General features: G+C 62.6%; 18 protein-coding genes. 5 read left to right on the top strand and 13 right to left on the bottom strand.

Annotation, left to right across the window (positions count from 1 at the left end):
- Window positions 1–6: 6 nt before the first annotated feature.
- The 6 genes from hutI to hutC form a co-directional block, all read right to left on the bottom strand.
- Window positions 7–1,212 (bottom strand): imidazolonepropionase, encoded by a 1,206-nt coding sequence (gene hutI / locus D886_RS0102520; protein WP_027592398.1) that lies wholly within the window; start codon window positions 1,210–1,212, stop codon window positions 7–9.
- A 16-nt stretch (window positions 1,213–1,228) separates the two neighbouring features.
- Window positions 1,229–2,632, bottom strand: a complete 1,404-nt coding sequence (locus tag D886_RS0102515) for an amino acid permease (RefSeq protein ID WP_027592397.1) — start codon at window positions 2,630–2,632, stop codon at window positions 1,229–1,231.
- Window positions 2,633–2,783: 151 nt separating this feature from the next.
- Window positions 2,784–4,316 (bottom strand): histidine ammonia-lyase, encoded by a 1,533-nt coding sequence (gene hutH, locus D886_RS0102510; RefSeq protein ID WP_027592396.1) that lies wholly within the window; start codon window positions 4,314–4,316, stop codon window positions 2,784–2,786.
- Between the two features lie 69 nt (window positions 4,317–4,385).
- Complete coding sequence (gene hutU / locus D886_RS0102505; protein WP_027592395.1) at window positions 4,386–6,059, bottom strand: urocanate hydratase; 1,674 nt, start codon at window positions 6,057–6,059, stop codon at window positions 4,386–4,388.
- Window positions 6,060–6,284: 225 nt separating this feature from the next.
- Window positions 6,285–6,857: a HutD family protein gene (locus D886_RS0102500; protein WP_027592394.1), complete on the bottom strand. Its 573-nt coding sequence runs from the start codon at window positions 6,855–6,857 to the stop codon at window positions 6,285–6,287.
- Complete coding sequence (gene hutC, locus D886_RS0102495; protein ID WP_177323870.1) at window positions 6,854–7,564, bottom strand: histidine utilization repressor; 711 nt, start codon at window positions 7,562–7,564, stop codon at window positions 6,854–6,856. The genes D886_RS0102500 and hutC overlap by 4 nt, the downstream gene beginning before the upstream one ends.
- Window positions 7,565–7,707: 143 nt before the next feature.
- Between hutC and D886_RS0102490 the strand changes: the two genes are divergently transcribed.
- A complete protein-coding gene (locus D886_RS0102490; protein WP_027592392.1) occupies window positions 7,708–9,072 on the top strand; it encodes a formimidoylglutamate deiminase in 1,365 nt (454 codons plus the stop codon).
- 113 nt (window positions 9,073–9,185) lie between these two features.
- On the opposite strand, the gene D886_RS0102485 is transcribed toward D886_RS0102490, so the two are convergent.
- The 5 genes from D886_RS0102485 to D886_RS0102465 all read right to left on the bottom strand — a co-directional run bounded on the left by D886_RS0102485 (window position 9,186) and on the right by D886_RS0102465 (window position 14,541).
- The gene (locus tag D886_RS0102485) at window positions 9,186–9,758 is read right to left on the bottom strand and encodes a lipocalin family protein (protein WP_027592391.1); all 573 of its coding nucleotides are present in this window, start codon (window positions 9,756–9,758) and stop codon (window positions 9,186–9,188) included.
- Complete coding sequence (gene bamE / locus D886_RS0102480) at window positions 9,755–10,009, bottom strand: outer membrane protein assembly factor BamE (protein WP_027592390.1); 255 nt, start codon at window positions 10,007–10,009, stop codon at window positions 9,755–9,757. The genes D886_RS0102485 and bamE overlap by 4 nt, the downstream gene beginning before the upstream one ends.
- 203 nt (window positions 10,010–10,212) lie before the next feature.
- Complete coding sequence (locus D886_RS0102475) at window positions 10,213–10,809, bottom strand: DUF924 family protein (RefSeq protein ID WP_027592389.1); 597 nt, start codon at window positions 10,807–10,809, stop codon at window positions 10,213–10,215.
- Window positions 10,810–10,812: 3 nt separating this feature from the next.
- A complete protein-coding gene (locus tag D886_RS0102470) occupies window positions 10,813–11,823 on the bottom strand; it encodes a class 1 fructose-bisphosphatase (RefSeq protein ID WP_027592388.1) in 1,011 nt (336 codons plus the stop codon).
- Window positions 11,824–12,090: 267 nt separating this feature from the next.
- The gene (locus D886_RS0102465; RefSeq protein ID WP_027592387.1) at window positions 12,091–14,541 is read right to left on the bottom strand and encodes a glycogen/starch/alpha-glucan phosphorylase; all 2,451 of its coding nucleotides are present in this window, start codon (window positions 14,539–14,541) and stop codon (window positions 12,091–12,093) included.
- 198 nt (window positions 14,542–14,739) lie between these two features.
- Here D886_RS0102465 and D886_RS0102460 point away from each other — a divergent pair, with 198 nt between their 5' ends.
- Entirely contained in the window at window positions 14,740–15,144 is a 405-nt protein-coding gene (locus tag D886_RS0102460; protein ID WP_016712459.1) for a YkgJ family cysteine cluster protein, read from the top strand.
- A 193-nt stretch (window positions 15,145–15,337) separates the two neighbouring features.
- On the opposite strand, the gene typA is transcribed toward D886_RS0102460, so the two are convergent.
- Together typA and thiI are read right to left on the bottom strand one after the other, a co-directional pair.
- Window positions 15,338–17,161 carry a translational GTPase TypA gene (gene typA / locus D886_RS0102455; protein ID WP_027592386.1) on the bottom strand — a complete coding sequence of 608 codons (1,824 nt, stop codon included), beginning with the start codon at window positions 17,159–17,161 and terminating at the stop codon, window positions 15,338–15,340.
- Window positions 17,162–17,289: 128 nt separating this feature from the next.
- Entirely contained in the window at window positions 17,290–18,744 is a 1,455-nt protein-coding gene (gene thiI, locus D886_RS0102450) for a tRNA uracil 4-sulfurtransferase ThiI (protein WP_027592385.1), read from the bottom strand.
- Window positions 18,745–19,235: 491 nt separating this feature from the next.
- Here thiI and glnA point away from each other — a divergent pair, with 491 nt between their 5' ends.
- The 3 genes from glnA to ntrC all read left to right on the top strand — a co-directional run bounded on the left by glnA (window position 19,236) and on the right by ntrC (window position 23,503).
- Window positions 19,236–20,642, top strand: coding sequence for a type I glutamate--ammonia ligase (glnA, locus tag D886_RS0102445; RefSeq protein WP_008095432.1), 1,407 nt, complete (start codon window positions 19,236–19,238; stop codon window positions 20,640–20,642).
- 342 nt (window positions 20,643–20,984) lie between these two features.
- Complete coding sequence (glnL, locus tag D886_RS0102440) at window positions 20,985–22,070, top strand: nitrogen regulation protein NR(II) (RefSeq protein ID WP_027592384.1); 1,086 nt, start codon at window positions 20,985–20,987, stop codon at window positions 22,068–22,070.
- Entirely contained in the window at window positions 22,067–23,503 is a 1,437-nt protein-coding gene (gene ntrC / locus D886_RS0102435) for a nitrogen regulation protein NR(I) (protein ID WP_027592383.1), read from the top strand. Before glnL ends, ntrC begins: the two co-directional genes overlap by 4 nt.
- The last annotated feature ends 160 nt before the right edge of the window (window positions 23,504–23,663 follow it).

Raw genomic sequence — 23,663 nt, 5'->3', positions numbered from 1 at the left:
CCTCGCTCAATTGGATATTTCATGGCCCCGGCGCACCACGCGCTTGGGCAGGTCGCCGCCGAGCCAGTAGGCCAGGTCGGCGGGGCGTTCGATTTGCCAGGCGACGAAGTCGGCCACCTTGCCCACTTCAAGCGAGCCGTGGCTGTCGCCCAGGCCGAGCGCCGTGGCGGCATGGGTGGTCACGCCAGCCAGCGCTTCTTCCGGGGTCATGCGGAACAGCGTGCAGCCCATGTTCAGCATCAGGCGCAGCGACAACCCTGGCGAGGTGCCTGGGTTGAGGTCACTGGCCAGGGCAATGTTCACCCCGTGGCGGCGCAAGGCCTCCATCGGGGGCAGCTGCGTTTCGCGCAGGAAGTAGAAGGCGCCCGGCAGCAGCACGGCGACAGTGCCGGCCGCGGCCATGGCAATGGCGTCTTCCTCGGTCATGAACTCCAGGTGGTCGGCCGACAGCGCCTGGTAGCGCGCAGCCAAACTGGAGCCGTGCAGCGACGACAACTGTTCGGCATGCAGTTTGACCGGCAGGCCCAGCTCATGCGCCTTGATGAATACCCGCTCGACCTGGGCCGGGGAGAACGCCAGGTGTTCGCAGAAGGCATCCACGGCATCCACCAGGCCCTCTGCGGCCAAGGCCGGCAGCATCTCGTCGCAGATATGGGTGATATAGTCGTCGGCCCGGCCAGCGTACTCCGGCGGCAGGGCGTGGGCCGCCAGGCAGGTGGCGCGCACCGCCAGCGGCAATTCGTCGGCCAGGCGCCGGGCCACGCGCAGCATCTTGCGCTCGTTGGCCAGGTCCAGGCCGTAGCCGGACTTGACCTCAAGCGTGGTCACGCCATCGCGCATCAATGCCTGAACCCGCTGGCGAGCACTGGCGAACAGCTCATCCTCGCTGGCCGCGCGGGTGGCCCGCACGGTGCTGGCGATGCCGCCGCCTTGCGCCGCGATTTCGGCATAGCTCACGCCTTGCAGGCGCTGCTCGAACTCGCCGCTGCGGTTGCCACCGAACACGGCGTGGGTGTGGCAGTCGATCAGGCCAGGGGTGACCCAGGCATAGCCCAGGTCCACCGTACGCTCAGCCTCGACCGGCCGCAGCTCGCTGCGGGGGCCGATCCATTCGATCAGCCCGGCGCAGGTGACGATCGCCGCGTCCTCGATGATCGCGTAACGCCCGTCCACCATGGTTGCCGCATGGCAGTGCTGCCAGAGGGTTCTCATTTGCAAATCTCCTGTACTAGCGGTGCAGCTCGGCCGGCGCCTGGGCCGCCTTGCCCTGCCCTGCCCGCGGCTTGCACCACAGCAGGTAGGACGCCACCAGGAACACCACCCAGACGACACCGACCAACAACGCGGCCTGGGTATCCGGGAAGTAGCCGAGCACGCCAAAGATGAACACCATGAACGCGATGGCCATGGCGGGGCCATAGGGCCAGAACGGTACCGGGAACGCGAGCTGCGCGGCTTCTTCGCGGCTCATGCTGCGGCGCATGGCGACCTGGGTGACCAGGATCATCAGCCACACCCACACAGTGGCGAAGGTGGCGATCGAAGCGATCAGCAGGAACACGTTCTCGGGGATCAGGTAGTTGAGCAACACCCCAACCAGCAGCGCCGCGCCCATGACCACCACGGTCATCCACGGCACGCCGTGCTTGGACAGCTTGCTGAAACCACGCGGAGCATGGCCTTGCTGGGCCAGGCCATACATCATGCGGCCGGCGCCGAAGATGTCGCTGTTGATGGCCGAAATCGCAGCGGAAATCACCACCACGTTGAGCACTGCCGCTGCCGAACCGATCCCCAGGTTGCTGAAGATCTGCACGAACGGGCTGCCTTCGCTGCCGATCTGCGGCCACGGGTACAGGCACATCAGCACGAACAGGGTCAGCACGTAGAACAGCAGGATGCGCAGTGGCACGGCATTGATGGCCTTGGGGATGACCCGTTGTGGGTCCTTGGCCTCACCGGCGGTCACGCCGATGATTTCGATACCGCCAAAGGCAAACATGACCACCGCGAAGGAGGCGATCAGGCCGCCGACACCGTTAGGCATGAAGCCGCCATGCTCGACCAGGTTGCTCAAGCCGACGGCATGCCCGGTGCCCACCTGGCTGAAGCCGAAGGCCATGATGCCGAGGCCGGCGAGGATCATCGCGACGATGGCGCCGACCTTGAGCAGCGACAGCCAGAATTCCATTTCGCCGAACACTTTGACGTTGCACAGGTTCAGGCCGCCAATCAGGAAGACGATGCCCAGCACCCAGATCCAGCGGGCCACTTCAGGGAACCAGAAGCCCATGTAGATACCGAAGGCGGTCACGTCGGCGATGGCGACGATGACCATTTCGAAGGCGTAGGTCCAGCCGAGGATGAAGCCGGCCATAGGGCCGAGGTAGGTCGTGGCGTAGTGGCCAAAGGAGCCGGCGACAGGGTTGTGCACGGCCATCTCGCCGAGGGCGCGCATGACCATGAACACGGCGGCGCCGCCGATCAGGTAGGCCAGCAGCACGGCGGGGCCGGCCATCTGGATGGCAGAGGCGGAACCGTAGAAAAGCCCGGTACCGATAGCGGAGCCGAGCGCCATGAAACGGATGTGCCGGGCCGATAGCCCGCGCTTGAGACCTTGAGCTTGTTGCATGTCACGTCCTAATTTTGTTTTTGTGGTCGTGAGATCGAGGGGGGCTGCTGTGCAGCCCTTTCGCAGCGCAAGGCTGCTCCTACAGGGAAAGCGTTGCCGTTGTAGGAGCAGCCTTGTGCTGCGAATGGGCCGCAACGCGGCCCCGAAGGCATTACAGGCTAGGCAGAACACCAGCCGGCAGCAGCCCAGTCAGGCTGCCCTTGGCCAGCAGTTCGACAGCCTTCTCGATATCCGGCGCAAAGAACCGGTCGCGGTCGTAGTGCGGCACTTCGCTGCGCAGCGCCTGACGCGCCTGCTCCAGCTTGGCGGAGGTCTTCAGCCCTTTGCGCAGGTCCAGGCCCTGGCAGGCGCCCAACCACTCGATGGCCAGCACGCCACGGGTGTTCTCGGCCATTTCCCACAGGCGCTTGCCCGCCGCCGGGGCCATCGACACGTGGTCTTCCTGGTTGGCCGAGGTGGGCAGACTGTCGACGCTGTGCGGGTGCGACAGCGCCTTGTTCTCGCTGGCCAGCGCAGCAGCGGTGACCTGGGCGATCATGAAGCCGGAGTTGACCCCACCGTTTTCCACCAGGAACGGCGGCAGTTGGGACATGTGCTTGTCCATCATCAGCGAAATGCGGCGCTCGCTCAGCGAGCCGATTTCGGCGATGGCCAGGGCCAGGTTGTCAGCGGCCATGGCCACCGGCTCTGCGTGGAAGTTACCGCCCGAGATCACGTCACCTTCAGCCGCGAACACCAGCGGGTTGTCGGACACGGCGTTGGCTTCGATGCCCAGCACTTCGGCAGCCTGGCGTAGCTGGGTCAGGCAAGCGCCCATGACCTGTGGCTGGCAGCGCAGCGAGTACGGGTCTTGGACCTTGTCGCAGTTCTTGTGCGATTGCGAGACTTCGCTGGTTTCACCCAGCAGGTCGCGGAAGCACGCGGCGGTGTCGATCTGGCCACGCTGGCCACGCACGGCATGCACCCGTGCATCGAACGGCGAACGCGAGCCCAGCGCCGCTTCGACGGTCAGGCCACCGCAGGCAATGGCAGCGGCGTACAGGTCTTCGGCGTAGAACAGCCCGCGCAAGGCGTAGGCCGAGGACGCCTGGGTGCCGTTGAGCAGGGCCAAGCCCTCTTTGGCGGCCAGGGTCAGAGGTTCCAGGCCAGCAACGGCCAGGGCTTCGGTGGCCGACAGCCACTGGCCCTTGTAGCGCGCCTTGCCTTCGCCGAGCAGCACCAGCGACATGTGCGCCAGCGGTGCCAGGTCGCCGGAAGCACCGACCGAGCCTTTGAGCGGGATGTGTGGGTAGACTTCGGCGTTGACCAGGGCGATCAGTGCATCGATCACCTTGCGGCGGATGCCGGAGAAACCACGGCTGAGGCTGTTGATCTTGAGCACCATGATCAAGCGCACCAGGTCGTCATCCAGCGGCGCGCCGATGCCGGCGGCGTGGGACAGCACCAGCGAGCGCTGCAGGTTTTCCAGGTCGTGGCTGGCAATGCGGGTCGAGGCCAGCAGGCCGAAACCGGTGTTGATGCCGTAGGCAGTGCGGTCTTCGGCAAGAATCTGTTCGACGCAGGCAACGCTGTCGTTGATCGGCTGGTCGGCGCTGGCATCCAGGCGCAGGCGCACGGGTGCGGCGTGGATCGCGCGCAGCTGGGCCAGGGTCAGGGTGCCAGGCTTGAGGGTCAGTTCGGTCACTTCGCTACTCCATTCTGTCGGGGCCCGCAGGCCCCTTCTTGTTGTTCAGTATCTCTCAAAGTGCAGCGATCAGCCCGTGATCATTGGCAGGTCGAGGCCTTGCTCTTTGGCGCAATCGACGGCGATGTCGTAGCCGGCGTCGGCATGGCGCATAACGCCGGTGCCTGGGTCGTTGGTCAGCACGCGGGCGATGCGCTCGGCGGCTTCATCGGTACCGTCGCAGACGATGACCATGCCGGAGTGCTGCGAGAAGCCCATGCCTACGCCGCCGCCGTGGTGCAGCGACACCCAGGTGGCGCCGCTGGCGGTGTTGAGCAGGGCATTGAGCAACGGCCAGTCGGAGACGGCGTCGGAGCCGTCACGCATGGCTTCGGTTTCGCGGTTGGGGCTCGATACCGAACCGGAGTCCAGGTGGTCGCGGCCAATCACGATCGGCGCCGACAGCTCGCCGCTGCGGACCATTTCGTTGAACGCCAGGCCCAGCTTGGCGCGCAGGCCCAGGCCGACCCAGCAGATACGCGCTGGCAGGCCTTGGAAGCTGATGCGCTCGCGGGCCATGTCCAGCCAGCGGTGCAGGTGGGCGTCGTCGGGGATCAGTTCTTTGACCTTGGCGTCGGTCTTGTAGATGTCATCGGCTTCGCCAGACAGCGCGGCCCAGCGGAACGGACCTACGCCGCGACAGAACAGCGGGCGAATGTAGGCCGGTACGAAGCCTGGGAAGTCAAAGGCGTTGGCCACGCCCTCTTCCTTGGCCATCTGGCGAATGTTGTTGCCGTAGTCGAAGGTCGGGATGCCCTGCTTCTGGAAGTCGAGCATGGCCTGTACGTGCACAGCCATGGACTGCTTGGCAGCCTTGACCACCGCAGCCGGTTCGGTCTGCGCGCGGTCGCGGTACTGCTCCCAGGTCCAGCCGGCCGGCAGGTAGCCGTTGAGCGGGTCGTGGGCGCTGGTCTGGTCGGTGACCATGTCCGGACGCACGCCACGCTTGACCAGCTCAGGCAGGATTTCAGCGGCGTTACCGTGCAAGGCGATAGAGATGGCCTTGCCTTCGGCGGTGTACTTGGCGATGCGCGCCAGGGCGTCGTCGAGGTCGTTGGCCTGCTCGTCGACGTAGCGGGTTTCCAGACGGAAATCGATACGGCTCTGCTGGCATTCGATGTTCAGCGAGCACGCGCCGGCCAGGGTCGCGGCCAGTGGCTGGGCGCCGCCCATGCCGCCGAGGCCTGCGGTCAGTACCCACTTGCCTTTGAGGCTGCCACCGTAGTGCTGGCGGCCGGCCTCGACGAAGGTTTCGTAGGTGCCCTGGACGATGCCCTGGCTGCCGATGTAGATCCAGCTGCCGGCAGTCATCTGGCCGTACATGGCCAGGCCCTTGGCATCCAGTTCGTTGAAGTGTTCCCAGTTAGCCCAGTGCGGCACCAAGTTGGAGTTGGCGATCAGTACGCGGGGGGCGTTGCTGTGGGTCTTGAACACGCCGACCGGCTTGCCCGACTGCACCAGCAGGGTTTCGTCGTCTTCCAGGCGGGTCAAGGTCTCGACGATCTTGTCGTAGCAGGCCCAGTTGCGGGCAGCGCGGCCAATACCACCGTAGACCACCAGTTCTTTCGGGTTTTCGGCGACCTGCGGATCGAGGTTGTTCATCAGCATGCGCAGTGGCGCTTCGGTCAGCCAGCTTTTGGCGGTCAGCTTGTTGCCACGTGGGGCACGGATTTCAACGTCACGGTATTTGTTGTTGTCGGTCACGGGAAGGGTCCTCTGCGGTCGTCCGCGGGCAGGTGTGTCGTGGTCAATATACAAACACACCTTTACTTGTATGTACAAGCATGGACAACCAAATTTTTCCTTCCAAAATGCAAAGGGGCCGCTGCGCGACCCAATCGCCGGCAAGCCGGCTCCCACAAAGACCCTGTGGGAGCCGGCTTGCCGGCGATTGGGCTGCACAGCAGCCCCAGTTCCACGGCAATGAGATCAGCGCGCTGTCAGCTCGATCAGGCAAAAACGCCCCTGAACCTCCAGCCCCAGCAATTCATCGTTACCCTCAAGCCGCAAGCAGTCATACAACCCCAGCCGCTGCATCTCACGCCCCGCCATGGCCACCTCGACCTGGCTACTGGCCGCAAACAACAACAGCGTCGACGCCGAACTGAACAGCCGGTGGGTACCATCGAACCACTGCAACCGCGCCCGATAGCGCTGCGGCGAATAGATCAGGTTGAAATCACGAATCGCCCCACCTAGCAGCTTGCAACTGACTTGGCTCTCGCCGGCAAACGCAAAGGCATCGAACGGCAACAGCGGCCGACTGGCCTGGCCATCGACCAACAGGCGCATGCCATCGCCCTGCAGCACGGTGATGATCCGCTGGTAACCGGCGAACGACGAGAACCCGCCTGACTCTTCGATATCGGCAATCGACAAACGCCAGCCGAACCCGTCGAGGCCCTCGCCGCTGTCGCGGGTGATTTCCTCGGTGAAGCCCCCGCCGTTCTTCCACGGCATGCGCGGGTACCCCTGCGCACGCAATACCTGCATCTGGCTCATTTGCTGAAACGTCCTTCAAGGCGATGACGGGAACCGGGGTGGATCAACCGCGCAGCGGTGACCGGCTGGCGACCGGACCAGGTGCGGCGGCGAATCAGCAGGCATGGCTCGCCCCGCTCAATCTGCAGCAGCTGGCACTCGTGCGGCTCGGCCAGGATCGCCTCGACCACGTGCTCACCCTCGGTCAACGGCGCGACCTGGGACAAGTAGGCGTAAGGCGTCTGCCGGGTGAAATCCTGCTTGAGGTAATCAGGGGCGATCGCTGCGTTGACGTAGCGGTCCTCGATTTGCACCGGGATACCATTTTCGTAGTGCACGATCAGCGAATGGAACACCCGCTGGCCTTCGCGCATGTCCAGCGCCAGGGCGCGCTCGGAGCCGGCCGCTTCTTCGATAAGGGTGATCACCTGGCAGCTATGCTGGTGGCCACGCCCGGCAATTTCGTCGGCGATGTTGTTGACCTCGAACAGCGCCGAACGGCTCTTGGGCTCGGCGACGAACGTGCCGACCCCTTGCATGCGCACCAGCAAGCCTTCGGCCGTGAGCTCACGCAGGGCGCGGTTGATGGTCATGCGGCTGAAGCCCAGTTGGCTGACCAGTTCGCTTTCCGAAGGGACCCGGTGATGAGGCGGCCAGCTGCCGTTGTCGATGTGCTGGATGATCATCTGTTTGACCCGCGCGTACAGCGGCGCCGGGCCCTCGCCCATCTGGGCAACCAGCGCGGAGACAGGAGGTGTCGGCACGGCGTTGGATCCTTGTGCGATTGAATGAGCGGTAGCTTGCCGCAGTTTACCCGGCAGGCAAACGCCTGTATATGTATATACAAGTTAACAATAACAGGATTTCACCGATGTCCGCCTACTTCGCCGAACGTGCCCTGCTGCCCAACGGGTGGGCCAGCAATGTCCGAATCGAGGTCGCCAGCGATGGTAACGTGGCCCGTATCGAGCCCGATGCTTCGGCCGAAGGCGCCGAACGGCTGGCCGGCCCGCTGCTGCCAGGCATGCCCAACCTGCATTCGCATGCCTTTCAACGTGCCATGGCAGGGCTGGCGGAAGTGGCGAGCAACCCCAACGACAGCTTCTGGACCTGGCGTGACCTGATGTACCGCCTGGTGGGCCAGATCAACCCGGAGCAACTGCAGGTCATCGCGCGCCAGCTGTATATCGAGATGCTCAAGGCCGGCTACACCTCGGTGGCCGAGTTCCACTACGTGCACCACGACCAGGCCGGCAAGGCCTACGCTGACCCTGCCGAACTGTCCCGGCGCATCAGCGCGGCGGCAGCCAGCAGCGGCATCGGCCTGACCCTGCTGCCGGTGCTCTACAGCCACGCCGGCTTCGGCGGCCAGGCTCCGAACGAAGGGCAACGGCGGTTCATCAATTCCACCGAGCAGTACCTGCGCCTGCAGGCACAACTCGCCCCCCTGCTGGCCGCGCAGCCGGCACAGCAACTGGGCCTGTGCTTCCACTCGCTGCGGGCGGTCACGCCAGGGCAGATCGCCCATGTGCTGGAGGCTGGCAGCCCGCACAGCCCGGTGCATATCCACATTGCCGAACAACAGAAGGAAGTCGACGACTGCCTGGCCTGGAGCGGCCGCCGTCCGCTGCAGTGGCTGTACGAACATGTCGACGTGAACGCGCGCTGGTGCCTGGTGCATGCCACCCATGCCGAAGCTGATGAAGTTACCGCCATGGCCCGCAGCGGCGCGGTGGCAGGCCTGTGCCTGACCACCGAGGCCAACCTGGGCGACGGTATCTTCCCGGCGGTGGATTACCTGGCACAAGGTGGGCGCATGGGCATTGGCTCGGACAGCCATGTGTCGCTCAGCGTGGTGGAGGAGCTGCGTTGGCTGGAGTATGGCCAGCGGCTACGCGATCAACGGCGCAACCGGTTGTACGGCAGCGACCAACCGATGGTCGGCCGCACGCTGTATGACGCGGCCTTGAGCGGCGGCGCCCAGGCGCTTGGGCAAGCGGTCGGCGAGTTGGCAGTGGGCAAGCGAGCCGACTGGCTGGTGCTCGACGGGCAGGACCCGTACATCGCCACGGCAAAGGGCGATGCGATTCTCAACCGCTGGCTGTTCGCGGGCGGCGATCGCCAGGTGCGCGATGTGATGGTTAACGGGCAATGGGTAGTGCGCCAGGGGCGCCATGCACAGGAAGAGGAAAGCGCGCGGGCGTTCGTCGAGGTTCTGCGTCAACTGCTGAACTGAGGGTAGATGCAGCCTTGTGCTGCGAAGAGGCCGGTATTACCCCAGCATTTGCTGAATGCCTACCGGCCTCTTCGCAGCACAAGGCTGCTCCTACACGCACAGCGTGAATGGCATCAATGAGACTTGACGATCTGCTGGTCAGCCGTGCGCCAGATCAGCCGGCTGGTGTCATAGCCCTGCTGCCGTGCCTTGGCCAGCAAGCTCTCGCGCTGCCAGGCTGGCAGGCTCGGTGTGCGGGACAGGATCCACAGGTATTTGCGGTCCGGGCTGCCGACGATCGCCGTGTGGTAGCGGTCGTCCACGTACAGAATCCAGTACTCGCCCCTCGCCACACCCGGCACCAGGCGCGTGAACCAGTTATCGAACTCGACCCACAGCTTGTCGGTATGCCCCGGCTCCTGGATGTTGGCATGCCCCTCGGCGCGCAGCCATTCGTCACCGATCGTGCGGCAGCGATTGAGCACGCCAAACGTGCCGTCCTGCTTCAGGTTGTAATGCGCCTCGGACTGCTCGCAGCCCTCTTGGTAGCGCATCGGCAGGCGCGCCAGCTCGTACCATTTGCCCTGGTAGCGCTTGAGGTCGACATTGCCGGCGGTTTTCGGCGCCAGCGGGTCATGCGCAGCCGTAGCGCAGCCGCCCAGCAGCATTACCAGGCACACCCCCAGCAGCAGGTGGACACGCCTCATTTGAGGCCCTGCCCTGAATACATCAGTACTTTGTCGGCCGCGTATTGCACGCTGATAAAGCTCTTCTCGTCCCCCCAGGTACAGCTGCTCATGCCCAGTGCGCCAGAGCACTCGGTGGGCGTGCCGAGCAGTTGCTCGACCTCGGCCTTGTTCATACCGGCCTTGAGCTTGGAATAGTTTTCCTGGTTGATCTTGCTGCACGCGGTCAGAACGACGCACAGGGACAACAGGACGAGGGAACGCAACGACATGAAGGACACTCCTGAACAGGGGATACAGGCGAGTGGCCTGCAGTGACCTTCGACGGGAAAATCCCTCCCTGGTTCCCTGCCCTCCCCCCTTTTCACCTACACCATTGGTCGGCTGGCCAATGGCAGGCACAAAAAAACCGCGCCTGCAGATGCACGCGCGGTTTTTGTGTCGCGACAGGCCTGCGCAGCAGGCCCAGTGGCAATCAGAACCTGGAGCCAGGCTCCAGCAAAAAGTCCATCTCTTCGCTGGTGCTCGGCCGCTCCAGCATCAGGTTGCGGTGCGGGAAGCGCCCGAACCGGGCAATCACCCGCTGGTGCTGCTCGGCGTAGTCGAGGAACCCCTCGAACAACCGGCGATTGGCCTCAGGTTGCTCGTCCAGCAGCATCTGATAACGTTCGACGCACAGGTTTTGCCAGTCCAGCACCTCGGCATGCTCCAGCACCAGCAGCACGAACACCCGCTGGATCGGCAGCAACTGGTAATCCCAGCCTTTTTGCAGGCCCTGCATGGCCACCACCTGCGCACGCCGGTCGCCCTCGAAGGCGCGCGGCGTGTCGCGGTAAATCATGCGAGGCAGCTGGTCCAGCAGGATCAGCAGGCCGAGCCAGCCTTGCGGGCTCTGCTGCCACTCTTCGAGCCCGCCGGTCAGGGCGTGTTCGACCAAGTCGCCAAACAGCGCCTGGGCCTCGGCATCGTGATGCTTGCCGAACCACAGCGTGCTCATCTCGTCAGCCACGGCCTGGGGACTGGTGCCCCAACCGAACCACCACTCCAGCAACGGCTGCCAAGGTGCGAGCATGACTTACTCCTTGTGATACGCGGTGACGCGCTCGACCTCTTCCTTCGAGCCGAGGATGACCGACACGCGCTGGTGCAGGCTCTCTGGCTTGATGTCGAGGATACGATCGTAACCATTGGTGGATGCGCCGCCAGCCTGCTCGATGATGAACGACATCGGGTTGGCTTCGTACATCAGGCGCAGCTTGCCCGGCTTGCTCGGGTCGCGAGCGTCACGCGGGTACATGAACAGGCCGCCACGGGTCAGGATGCGGTGCACGTCGGCGACCATCGAGGCGATCCAACGCATGTTGTAGTTCTTTTTCAGCGGACCGGTTTCACCGGCCAGCAGTTCGTCCACGTAACGCTGTACCGGGGCTTCCCAGTGGCGCTGGTTGGACATGTTGATGGCGAATTCAGCGGTGGTGGCCGGTACCTGGATATTTTCGTGGGTCAGGACGAAGCTGCCCAGTTCGCGGTCCAGGGTAAAGCCTTTGACGCCATTACCCAGGGTCAGGATCAGCATGGTCTGCGGGCCGTAGATGGCATAACCGGCAGCAACCTGCTCGGTGCCTGGCTGCAGGAACGCTTCTTCGTTGAGGCTTTCGTTCTGGCTCAGGTACTGGTTAGGGCAACGCAGTACCGAGAAGATGGTCCCGACCGAAACGTTGACGTCGATGTTAGACGAGCCGTCCAGCGGGTCGAAGACCAGCAGGTAGGCGCCTTTCGGGTATTTGCCTGGGATCTGGTAGGCGTTGTCCATTTCTTCGGACGCCATGCCGGCCAGGTGGCCGCCCCACTCGTTGGCCTCCAGCAGGATGTCGTTGGAGATAACGTCCAGCTTCTTCTGTACTTCGCCTTGCACGTTTTCGGTGCCCATGCTGCCCAGTACGCCGCCCAGGGCGCCTTTGGACACGTGGTGGCTGATCTCTTTGCACGCGCGCGCCACCACTTCGATCAGGAAGCGCAGATCGGCAGGGGTATTGTTGCTGCGGGTCTGCTCAATCAGATAGCGACTCAGGGTAACGCGGGACATGTATGGCTCCGAAATGGAAAGGGGGAGAAAAACCCCCGCAGTTTACAGGGAGAGTGCGATGCTAGCGAGTGATGAGACTCGCCTGGGCTGTCTGACGGCACAATAGGTCGGTAGTTCAGCCTTTGCCAGGCCGGCTGTCGACTGGGGCCGCTGTGCGACCCATTCGCGGGCAAGCCCGCTCCCACAGGTTTTGCGCAGCCTTCAAGGCAACGCAGATCCTGTGGGAGCGGGCTTGCCCCGCGAATGGGCCGCACCGCGGCCCCATGCTCAATCCAGTGCCTTCCAGATCTCCCCCGCATACTCCCGGATGGTCCGGTCCGACGAGAACCAGCCCATCTTTGCCGTGTTCAGCACCGCCATCCGCCACCATTCCTGCGGCGTATGCCACAGCTCCTCGACCCGCCGCTGAGCATCCCAGTAGGCATCGAAATCGGCGCACACCAGGAAGCGGTCATACGCCACCAGCCCATCGATCAACCCGGTATAGCGCGAGGGATCATCAGGCGAGAACACCCCGCTACGAATCGACTGAAGCACGTCGTTCAAGCGGCTCGACTCGGCAATCGCCACACTGGCGCCAAAGTCTCCCGCTCGCCGCCGCGCCTCAACCTGCTGCGCCGTCAGGCCAAAGATGAACATGTTGTCGGCCCCCACGTGCTCGCACATCTCGACGTTGGCACCGTCCAGCGTGCCGATGGTCAGCGCGCCATTGAGGCCGAACTTCATGTTGCTGGTACCCGATGCTTCATAGCCGGCGGTAGATATCTGCTCGGACAGGTCCGCCGCCGGGATGATGCTCTCGGCCAGGCTGACGTTGTAGTTGGGCAGGAACACCACCTTGAGCAGGCCGCGCACGGTCGGGTCGTTGTTCACCACCCGGGCGATGTCGTTGGCCAGTTTGATGATCAGCTTGGCCTGGTGATAGCTGGCCGCAGCCTTGCCGGCGAAAATCTTCACCCTCGGCACCCAGTTGGTGCCCGGATCGTTGCGTATGGCCTGGTACAAGGCCACGGTGTGCAACAGGTTGAGCAGTTGGCGCTTGTATTCGTGGATGCGCTTGACCTGCACATCGAACAGCGCCTCCGGGTTGACCGTCACGCCGATACGGTCCTGGATGATGCTGGCCAGGGCGCGCTTGCTGTGCAGGCGCTGGGCGGCGAACTGCTTGCGGAAGCTGCTCTTGTCGGCAAACGGCACCAGGTTGGCGAGCAACCCTTCCGGGTCGTCCTTGAGCTCCGGGCCCAGCGCCTCGACCAGCATTTCGGTCAATTGCGGGTTGGACTGGTACAGCCAACGCCGGAACGTGATGCCGTTGGTCTTGTTGTTGATTCGCTGCGGGTAGAGCTTGTGCAGCTCGGCGAACACCGTGCTCTTCATCAACTTGCTGTGCAGTGCCGACACGCCGTTGACGCTGTGCGACCCCAGAAACGCCAGGTTGCCCATGCGTACCCGGCGGCCGTTTTCCTCCTCGATCAACGACACCGCCCGCAGCACGTCGAAGTCGTGCAGGCCTTTCGCGCGCAGGGCGTCGATATGGTAGGCGTTGATCAAGTAGATGATCTGCATGTGCCGCGGCAGCATGCGCTCCATCAGCGCCACCGGCCAAGTTTCCAATGCCTCAGGCAGCAGGGTGTGGTTGGTGTAGGCCAGGGTGCCGACGGTCAGCTCCCAGGCCTTTTCCCACGGGATTTCATGCTGGTCGACCAGCAGGCGCATCAACTCGGCCACGGCAATCGACGGGTGCGTGTCGTTGAGCTGGATCGCCGCCGCATCGGGCAGGTTGAGCAAGTCCTTGTGCATGTTCAGGTGGCGCCGCAGCAGGTCCTGCAGCGAGGCCGAAACGAAGAAGTATTCCTGGCGCAGGCGCAGTTCCTGGCCAGCTTCGGTGCTGTCGGCCGGGTAGAGAACGCGTGAGATGCTCTCGGCACGGGCCACTTCGGCGACCGCGCCCAGGTGGTCACCGGCGTTGAAGCGCTCCAGGTGCAGCTCTTCCAGCGCCCGGGCACGCCACAGGCGCAAGGTGTTAACGCTGGCGCCACGCCAGCCGACCACCGGCGTGTCATAGGCCACCGCGCGCACCGTCTCGCCAGGCCACCACACTTGCCGTTGCTGGCCGTGGGTGTCTTGCACCGTTTCGACGCTGCCGCCGAAACTGATCGGGTAGATCACCTCGGCGCGTTCGAACTCCCAGGGGTTGCCAAAGTCCAGCCAGTTTTCGGTCTGCTCCTGCTGCCAGCCATCAACCACCGCCTGGCGAAACAGGCCGTGCTCGTAGCGGATGCCGTAGCCGTGGGCGGCGATGCCCAGGGTCGACATGCTTTCCATGAAGCAAGCGGCGAGCCGCCCCAGGCCACCGTTGCCCAGCGCCGCATCCGGCTCGAGCAGGCGGATACGCTCCAGGTCGACATCCAGGCCATCAAGGGCTTCACGGGCGATGTCCAGCAAGCCCAGGTTGCTCAGGCTGTCGTACAGCAGCCGCCCGATGAGAAATTCCAGAGAAAGGTAATACACCCGCTTTTGACTGCGCCGGTAGGCCTGACGGGTGTGGTCCATCCAGTGATCGACCATGTGATCACGCGCGGCCAGGGCAATGGCTTCGAACCAGTCATGGTCGAAGGCATGCTCGGGGTCCTTGCCGACCGCGTAGGTCAGCTTATCCAGTACAGCGGCGCGAAAATCGGCCACCTCGGCGTCACGTGCTTTGGGTTCCTGGGACATGCGGCATCCTCGGGCAAGTTGACGAATACGGAGGGAGAGTGAAGAGACTAGACCCTTCGACAGGGACTTACCGTTCCTGTTCGCAGTTTTCATGCCTGAACACTGAATCAACACCGTGAATCGGGCAAAAGGTTGTTCACAAATTGAACAACTCCGGTATCATCGCGCGCCCCAAGCCCGTGATTCACCCCCATAACGATGAAAACGACCCTGATCGCCGCCGCCGAAGTCGACCGCCTGGAGACTTGGCAGCGCTATGCCAGCCACATGTGCGGTGGCTGCCACTCGACCTGTTGCACCCTGCCGGTGGAGGTGAAGATCAAGGATCTGATCCGCATTGGCGTGGTAGACGAGTTCGAAAAAGACGAACCGCCCAAAAACGTGGCCAAACGCCTGCAGAAGGAAGGCATCATCGAACGCTTCAACCAGAAGTCAGGCATTTTCACCCTGACCCGGATGAGCAACGATGACTGCATGTACCTGGATCGTAAGAGCCGGCTGTGCACCATTTATGACAAGCGTCCGGACACCTGCCGCAACCACCCCAAGGTTGGGCCGCGGCCGGGGTATTGTGCCTACAAGCCCAAGGTGGTTGGTCGCTGACCGATAGCTTGCTCCGGCCTCTTCGCGGGTAAACCCGCTCCCACAGGATTTGCGCAATCTTCAATGCCTGCGCAGTACCTGTGGGAGCGGGTTTACCCGCGAAGAGGCCAGCACCGACAGTAAAAAATCTGCAGACAAACAAAAACGCCCCCGGCCTTTCGACCGGGGGCGTTTTCATTCAGCCACAGCTAAATCAGCTGTTCTTGGCTTTCTTGGCAGCGCGGGTACGCTCGCTTTCGTCCAGGATCTTCTTGCGAAGACGGATGGACTTCGGCGTGACTTCGCACAGCTCGTCTTCCTGGATGTATTCCAGAGCCTGTTCCAGGGTGAAGCGAACAGGCGGAACCAGGGCGATGACTTCGTCTTTACCCGAAGCACGCATGTTGTCGAGCTTCTTGCCCTTGGTAGGGTTGACGCCCAGGTCGTTGTCGCGGCTGTTCTGGCCGATGATCTGACCGTTGTAGATCTCTTGACCGTGCTCGACAAACAGCTTGCCACGCGCCTGGAGGGTTTCCAGCGAGTAGGTCAGCGCCTTGCCGGTTTCGACCGAAACCAGTACGCCGTTCTGACGGCCGGACATGTGGCCGGACTTCACGGTGTCGTAGCGATCGAAGATCGAAGTCAGGATGCCTGCACCGTTGGTCAGGGTCAGGAACTGGTTACGGAAACCGATCAGACCACGCGCCGGGATGTTGTATTCCAGGCGTACACGGCCCTTGCCATCCGGAACCATGTTGGTCAGGTCGCCTTTACGCAGACCCATCTCTTCCATGACCTTGCCCTGGGCTTCTTCAGGGATGTCGATGGTGACGTTTTCGAACGGTTCCTGCTTCACGCCGTCCACTTCGCGGATGATCACTTCTGGGCGGCCCAGGGCCAGCTCGAAGCCTTCGCGACGCATGGTTTCGATCAGTACCGAGAGGTGCAGCTCACCACGGCCCGAGACTTTGAACTTGTCTGGGGAGTCGGTTTCTTCAACGCGCAGGGCAACGTTGTACAGCAGCTCTTTGTCCAGACGGTCCTTGATGTTACGGCTGGTGACGAACTTGCCTTCCTTGCCGCAGAACGGCGAGTCGTTGACCTGGAAGGTCATCGAAACGGTAGGCTCGTCAACGGTCAGCGGCTTCATCGCCTCAACGGCAGTCGGGTCGCACAGGGTGTCGGAGATGAACAGCTCGTCGAAACCGCTGATGCAGACGATGTCGCCAGCTTGGGCTTCTTCGACATCGACGCGGTGCAGGCCGTGGTGGCCCATCAGCTTGAGGATACGGCCGTTACGCTTCTTGCCGTCAGCGTCGATGGCGACAACCGGGGTGTTCGGCTTGATGCGACCACGGGCAATACGGCCAACACCGATAACACCCAGGAAGCTGTTGTAGTCCAGAGCGGAGATCTGCATTTGGAACGGGCCGTCACGGTCAACAGCTGGCGCTGGAACGTGGTCGATGACAGCCTGGTACAGGGCAGTCATGTCTTCGCCCATTTCGGTGTGGTCCAGACCGGCGATGCCGTTCAGGGCCGAGGCGTAGACGACTTTGAAGTCCAGCTGTTCGTCGGTGGCACCGAGGTTGTCGAACAGGTCGAAGATCTGGTCCAGAACCCAGTCAGGACGCGCGCCCGGGCGGTCAACCTTGTTGATGACAACGATTGGCTTCAGGCCAGCTTCGAAGGCCTTTTTGGTCACGAAGCGGGTTTGCGGCATCGGGCCGTCTTGAGCGTCGACCAGCAGCAGCACGGAGTCGACCATCGACATTACACGCTCAACCTCGCCACCGAAGTCGGCGTGGCCGGGGGTGTCGACGATGTTGATGTGGTAGCCGTTCCAGTTGATGGCGGTGTTTTTCGCCAGAATGGTAATACCGCGCTCTTTTTCCTGGTCGTTGGAGTCCATGACGCGCTCGTCGTTGAGCTCGTTACGCTCCAGAGTGCCGGACTGACGCAGGAGTTTGTCGACCAACGTGGTTTTACCATGGTCAACGTGGGCGATGATGGCGATGTTACGCAGATTTTCGATCACAAGTGTATCTCGATCAGAGGATTCGGTTGCCGCCTAGTCTAGGCGACCAATATGTAAGGTATAAGGCTCAGCAGGCCCGGTGGTCGGGAGGGCGATGGCGGATGCTGCCGCCATACAGCCCTGGCGTCTTATGCCGGACGATAAACACGCACATTGGCATGTCCCTCACTGAGCAGGTGGTGTGCGTGCAGTCGGCTCATCACACCCTTGTCGCAATACAGCAGGTACTGGCGTGTTTCATCCAGCTGCTTGAAGCGACTATTAATTGCATAAAATGGCATCACCTGGACTTCGATGCCCTCGATCACCAGGGGTTCGTCTTCCTGGGCATCGGGGTGACGGATGTCGATGACGATCTGGCCAGGCAGCGCTTCGCGCACTTCTTCCACCTCGACGTCCTTGCCCAGCTCATCGATCACGTGGTCGATCGAGATGAACTTGGCGCGTTCGAGGGCGCGCTCCAGCACGGCCATGTCGAATTGCTTCTCTTCGTGCTCCATGCGGTGACGCTTGGCGTGGGTGGTCGGGTTTACCGAGATCACGCCGCAGTATTCAGGCATGTGCTTGGCGAAGTCGGCGGTGCCGATTTCGGTGGCCTGGTCGATGATGTCCTGCTTGTGGCTGGCCAGCAGCGGGCGCAGCACCAGCTTGTCGGTCGCCGAGTCGATGATCGACAGGTTCGGCAGGGTCTGGCTGGAGACCTGGGAAATTGCCTCGCCGGTGACCAGCGCGTCGATCTGCAAGCGGTCGGCCATATGGGCGGCGCCGCGCAACATCATGCGCTTGAGGGTCACGCCCATGTAGCTGTTGTCGACCTTGTTGAGGATCTCGCCGACCACTTCTTCGAACGGCACGCTGATGAACAGCACGCGCTGGCTGCTGCCGTACTTTTTCCACAGGTAGTGGGCAACTTCCATCACCCCCAGCTCGTGGGCACGGCCGCCGAGGTTGAAGAAGCAGAAGTGGGTCATCAGGCCACGGCGCATCATCTGGTAGGCCGCCACGGTGGAGTCGAAGCCACCGGACATCAGTACCAGGGTTTGCTCCAGGGCGCCCAGCGGATAGCCGCCGATGCCCTGGTGCTGGTTGTGGATCACGTACAGGCGCTGGTTGCGAATTTCGATGCGCACCAGGACTTCCGGGTTCTTCAGCTCGATGCCGGCGGCGCCGCACTGCTGACGCAGCTGGCTGCCGACGTAGCGGTCGACGTCCATCGACGTGAAGTCGTGGTGGCCGCCCCGCTTGCAGCGTACGGCGAAGTGCTTGCCTGCCAGCAGATGACCGAAGTGCTGCTTGCACTTCTCGACGATGTCGTCGAAGTCGCCGAGCGGGTATTCCTCGACCTGCAGGAAGTGGGTGATACCCGGCGTGCAGGTGAGGCGCTCGATCATCTCGCGCTGGACCTTCTCGTCTTCGACGCGGGTGACCACTTCGAGATTGTCCCAGACACCATCGACCGCGAGCTCAGGATCCAGATCCTTGAGCACGTTGCGGATGTTCTTGCCGAGCTGACGGATGAAGCGCTTGCGCACCGGCCGGCTCTTGATGGTGATTTCTGGGAAGACTTTGACGATAAGTTTCATTGGTTAACAGCGCGCGCAGGGCCTGCCGAAAATGAGGGGCGCGAATTATATCGGAAATTGCTCAGGATTTGACCAACTTTTGATCAGAAGCTTTGAGATAAATGCAGGAGCCGAGTTTTGTGGCGCCTGTTACGGCCCTTTCGCGGGTAAACCCGCTCCTACAGGGGATTGCACAATCTTCGAAATCCCTGCGGTCCCTGTGGGAGCGGGTTCACCCGCGAAGAGGCCCTCAAAGAAAGCACAACACTAAGCACGTGCACACTATTGGTGCACTGATACTAAAAACCGCATCTTAAGGGTGCACTTTTCCCCGCCACCCTGTCGCCAGATGCCCGCAAACGCCCTCTTTTATCCCGCCCTCGCCATTTTCGGGCACTGGCATGCAATTTGCTCCCTTGTGAGGCAGGTAAGCTTGGCCGACTATCCGCGCCCGGCAACACCCTTTTTCCAGGGCAGCGGCCCACCGCGCTCTAGACCATCCGGAGGACAACATGTCGAAGTCGGTTCAACTCATCAAAGATCATGACGTCAAGTGGATTGATCTGCGTTTCACGGACACCAAAGGCATTCAGCACCACGTGACCATGCCGGCGCGTGATGGCCTGGACGAAGATTTCTTCGAAGTCGGCAAGATGTTCGACGGTTCCTCCATCGCTGGCTGGAAAGGCATCGAAGCCTCCGACATGATCCTGATGCCGGTCGATGACACCGCCGTGCTGGACCCGTTCACCGAAGAGCCAACCCTGATCATCACCTGCGACATCGTCGACCCGTCGAGCATGCAGGGCTACGATCGCGACCCACGCGGCATCGCCAAGCGCGCCGAAGAGTACCTGAAGAGCACCGGCATCGGTGACACCGTATTCGCCGGCCCAGAGCCTGAGTTCTTCATCTTCGACGAAGTGAAGTTCCAGTCGGACATCTCCGGCTCGATGTTCAAGATCTTCTCCGAGCAAGGCTCGTGGATGACTGGCGCTGACGTGGAAGGCGGCAACAAAGGCCACCGTCCTGGCGTCAAAGGCGGCTACTTCCCAGTTCCGCCGTTCGACCACGACCACGAAATCCGTACTGCCATGTGCAACGCACTGGAAGAAATGGGTCAGACCGTTGAAGTTCACCACCACGAAGTGGCGACTGCCGGCCAGAACGAAATCGGCGTCAAGTTCAACACCCTGGTGAAGAAAGCTGACGAAGTACAGGCCCTGAAGTACGTCGTGCACAACGTTGCCGACGCCTACGGCCGTACCGCCACCTTCATGCCGAAGCCACTGTACGGCGACAACGGCTCGGGCATGCACGTGCACATGTCGATCTGGAAAGACGGCAAGAACACCTTCTCGGGTGAAGGCTATGCCGGCCTGTCCGACACCGCCCTGTACTTCATCGGCGGTATCATCAAGCATGGTAAGGCCCTGAACGGCTTCACCAACCCGTCGACCAACTCCTACAAGCGTCTGGTTCCAGGCTTCGAAGCCCCGGTGATGCTGGCCTACTCGGCGCGCAACCGTTCCGCCTCGATCCGTATTCCGTACGTCGGCAGCCCGAAAGCCCGCCGTATCGAAGCGCGCTTCCCGGACCCATCGGCCAACCCGTACCTGGCCTTCGCGGCCCTGCTGATGGCTGGCCTGGACGGCATCCAGAACAAGATCCACCCAGGCGATGCTGCCGACAAGAACCTGTACGACCTGCCGCCTGAAGAGGCGAAAGACATCCCGCAAGTCTGCGGCAGCCTGAAAGAGGCCCTGGAAGAGCTGGATAAAGGCCGTGCGTTCCTGACCAAGGGCGGCGTGTTCTCCGACGACTTCATCGATGCCTTCATCGAGCTGAAGAGCGAAGAAGAGATCAAAGTCCGTACCTTCGTGCACCCGCTGGAATACGAGCTGTACTACAGCTGCTGATCTGATCGGCGCCTGGCGCCGATGACGTGATCAAGACGGCCTCCTTCGGGAGGCCGTTTTTGTTTCTGCCCACGCAGAACCCTCGCCACTCCCGCTATGCTCTATCTTGGTGCACAACTGCCAGCCGTGCCCCTATTTGCTCCCCAATCTGGGTCAAGTGAAACGTTTCATCCAGAGTTTCTGATCCGAAAGTGCGCAGATACAGGCCTTTATGGGCAAATCTCGCTTCTTTTCGGAGCTTTGGTTTGTTTCTTGCATTTTCCTGGCATCAGCGGATCCACAGCGCGCCCGGCTCTGGCCACCCAGTGCCATGCAAGCGCCAAAAGAGGTCAACGACGCCTTATGACCATCAGCGATGCACAGCACCGTCTGCTTCTGGACAACCTGACCACCGCCACGCTCCTGCTGAACGCCGAGCTGCGCCTGGAATACATGAACCCGGCGGCAGAAATGCTGTTGGCCGTCAGTGGCCAGCGCAGCCATGGGCAGTTCATCAGCGAGTTGTTCACCGAATCGACCGAAGCGCTCAGCTCGCTGCGCCAGGCGGTGGAACAGGCGCACCCGTTCACCAAGCGCGAGGCGCAACTGACCTCGCTGACTGGGCAGACCATCACCGTCGACTACGCTGTCACGCCGATTCTGCACCAGGGCCAGACCCTGCTGCTGCTCGAGGTGCACCCGCGCGATCGGCTGCTGCGCATCACCAAGGAAGAAGCCCAGCTGAGCAAGCAGGAAACCACCAAGATGCTGGTGCGGGGCCTGGCCCACGAGATCAAGAACCCGCTCGGTGGCATCCGCGGCGCGGCGCAGCTGTTGGCCCGCGAGCTGCCTGAAGAAGGCCTGCGCGACTACACCAACGTGATCATCGAAGAGGCCGACCGCCTGCGCAACCTGGTCGACCGCATGCTGGGCTCGAACAAACTGCCCTCGCTGGCCATGACTAACATCCACGAAGTGCTGGAGCGGGTCTGCAGCCTGGTGGACGCCGAAAGCCAGGGCTGCATCACGTTGGTGCGCGACTACGACCCAAGCCTGCCGGATGTGCTGATCGACCGTGAGCAGATGATCCAGGCGGTGCTGAACATCGTGCGCAACGCCATGCAGGCGATCAGCTCGCAGAACGAACTGCGCCTGGGCCGCATCACCCTGCGCAGCCGTGCGCTGCGCCAGTTCACCATCGGCCATGTGCGCCACCGCCTGGTGGCACGCGTCGAGATCATCGACAACGGCCCCGGCATCCCGTCGGAACTGCAAGACACCCTTTTCTATCCCATGGTCAGCGGGCGCCCGGACGGTACCGGGCTGGGCCTGGCCATCACCCAGAACATCATCAGCCAGCACCAGGGCCTGATCGAGTGTGAAAGCCACGCGGGCCATACCGCCTTCTCGATTTACCTGCCTCTGGAACAAGGAGCCACCGCCTCATGAGCCGAAGTGAAACCGTATGGATCGTCGACGATGATCGCTCCATCCGCTGGGTCCTGGAAAAAGCCCTGCAACAGGAAGGCATGACCACCCAGAGCTTCGACAGCGCTGATGGCGTGATGGGCCGCCTGGCCCGCCAGCAACCGGATGTGATCATTTCCGACATCCGCATGCCGGGCACCAGCGGCCTTGACCTGCTGGCCCAGATCCGCGAACAGCACCCGCGCCTGCCGGTCATCATCATGACCGCTCACTCCGACCTCGACAGTGCCGTGGCGTCCTACCAGGGCGGCGCATTCGAGTACCTGCCCAAGCCGTTCGACGTGGACGAGGCGGTGTCGCTGGTCAAGCGCGCCAACCAGCATGCCCAGGAGCAGCAAGGCCTCGATGTGCCACAAGCTTTGGCCCGTACGCCAGAGATCATCGGCGAAGCGCCGGCGATGCAGGAGGTGTTCCGCGCCATCGGTCGCCTGAGCCACTCCAACATCACGGTACTGATCAACGGTGAGTCCGGCACCGGCAAAGAGCTGGTGGCGCATGCGTTGCACCGCCACAGCCCGCGTGCGGCGTCACCGTTCATTGCCCTGAACATGGCAGCCATCCCCAAGGACCTGATGGAGTCCGAGCTGTTCGGCCACGAGAAAGGCGCCTTTACCGGTGCGGCCAACCTGCGCCGCGGCCGCTTCGAGCAGGCCGATGGCGGTACGTTGTTCCTCGACGAGATCGGCGACATGCCCGCCGACACCCAAACCCGCCTGCTGCGGGTGCTGGCCGATGGCGAGTTCTACCGGGTGGGTGGCCACGTGCCGGTCAAGGTGGATGTGCGCATCATTGCCGCCACCCACCAGAACCTGGAGTCGTTGGTGCAGGCTGGCAAGTTCCGCGAAGACTTGTTCCACCGGCTCAATGTGATCCGCATCCACATTCCGCGCCTGGCCGACCGCCGCGAAGATATCCCTGCACTCGCCCGCCACTTCCTCGCCCGCGCCGCGCAGGAGCTGGCGGTGGAGCCAAAACTGCTGAAGCCGGAAACCGAAGAGTTCATCCGCAACCTGCCGTGGCCGGGCAACGTGCGGCAGATGGAAAACACCTGCCGCTGGATCACCGTGATGGCGTCCAGCCGTGAAGTGCTGATCGGTGACTTGCCTCCCGAGCTGCTGAACCTGCCGCAGGACGCCGCCCCCGTGACCAACTGGGAACAGGCGCTGCGCCAGTGGGCGGACCAGGCGCTGGCCCGTGGCCAATCGAACCTGCTCGACAGTGCGGTGCCCAGTTTCGAACGGATCATGATCGAGACCGCCCTCAAGCACACGGCCGGGCGGCGTCGGGATGCGGCGTTGTTGCTGGGCTGGGGGCGCAATACCTTGACCCGCAAGATCAAGGAGCTGGGGATGAATGTCGCTGGCGGCGATGAGGATGACAGCGAAGACCATTGAGTCATACACAGGCCATTCAATACTGGGGCTGCTTTGCAGCCCTTTCGCGACACAAGGCCGCTCCTACAGGGCCGCGCTTACCTTGAATCCAGCGCGGACCTGTAGGAGCGGCCTTGTGTCGCGAAAGGGCCGCAAAGCGGCCCCAATCATTTCTGCCGCA

The sequence above is a fragment of the Pseudomonas sp. LAIL14HWK12:I7 genome (genome assembly GCF_000483465.1).
Classification (GTDB): domain Bacteria; phylum Pseudomonadota; class Gammaproteobacteria; order Pseudomonadales; family Pseudomonadaceae; genus Aquipseudomonas; species Aquipseudomonas kermanshahensis.
This window is presented reverse-complemented; position numbering and strand designations above follow the sequence as displayed.

What these genes read in the sequence shown, in the direction of transcription:
- hutI (WP_027592398.1), bottom strand. Translation starts at nt 1,212, where the DNA reads ATGAGAACCCTCTGGCAGCACTGCCATGCGGCAACCATGGTGGACGGG.
- D886_RS0102515 (WP_027592397.1), bottom strand. Translation starts at nt 2,632, where the DNA reads ATGCAACAAGCTCAAGGTCTCAAGCGCGGGCTATCGGCCCGGCACATC.
- D886_RS0102500 (WP_027592394.1), bottom strand. Translation starts at nt 6,857, where the DNA reads ATGAGCCAGATGCAGGTATTGCGTGCGCAGGGGTACCCGCGCATGCCG.
- hutC (WP_177323870.1), bottom strand. Translation starts at nt 7,564, where the DNA reads ATGGGCGAGGGCCCGGCGCCGCTGTACGCGCGGGTCAAACAGATGATC.
- D886_RS0102490 (WP_027592392.1), top strand. Translation starts at nt 7,708, where the DNA reads ATGTCCGCCTACTTCGCCGAACGTGCCCTGCTGCCCAACGGGTGGGCC.
- D886_RS0102485 (WP_027592391.1), bottom strand. Translation starts at nt 9,758, where the DNA reads ATGAGGCGTGTCCACCTGCTGCTGGGGGTGTGCCTGGTAATGCTGCTG.
- bamE (WP_027592390.1), bottom strand. Translation starts at nt 10,009, where the DNA reads ATGTCGTTGCGTTCCCTCGTCCTGTTGTCCCTGTGCGTCGTTCTGACC.
- D886_RS0102475 (WP_027592389.1), bottom strand. Translation starts at nt 10,809, where the DNA reads ATGCTCGCACCTTGGCAGCCGTTGCTGGAGTGGTGGTTCGGTTGGGGC.
- D886_RS0102470 (WP_027592388.1), bottom strand. Translation starts at nt 11,823, where the DNA reads ATGTCCCGCGTTACCCTGAGTCGCTATCTGATTGAGCAGACCCGCAGC.
- D886_RS0102465 (WP_027592387.1), bottom strand. Translation starts at nt 14,541, where the DNA reads ATGTCCCAGGAACCCAAAGCACGTGACGCCGAGGTGGCCGATTTTCGC.
- D886_RS0102460 (WP_016712459.1), top strand. Translation starts at nt 14,740, where the DNA reads ATGAAAACGACCCTGATCGCCGCCGCCGAAGTCGACCGCCTGGAGACT.
- thiI (WP_027592385.1), bottom strand. Translation starts at nt 18,744, where the DNA reads ATGAAACTTATCGTCAAAGTCTTCCCAGAAATCACCATCAAGAGCCGG.
- glnA (WP_008095432.1), top strand. Translation starts at nt 19,236, where the DNA reads ATGTCGAAGTCGGTTCAACTCATCAAAGATCATGACGTCAAGTGGATT.
- glnL (WP_027592384.1), top strand. Translation starts at nt 20,985, where the DNA reads ATGACCATCAGCGATGCACAGCACCGTCTGCTTCTGGACAACCTGACC.
- ntrC (WP_027592383.1), top strand. Translation starts at nt 22,067, where the DNA reads ATGAGCCGAAGTGAAACCGTATGGATCGTCGACGATGATCGCTCCATC.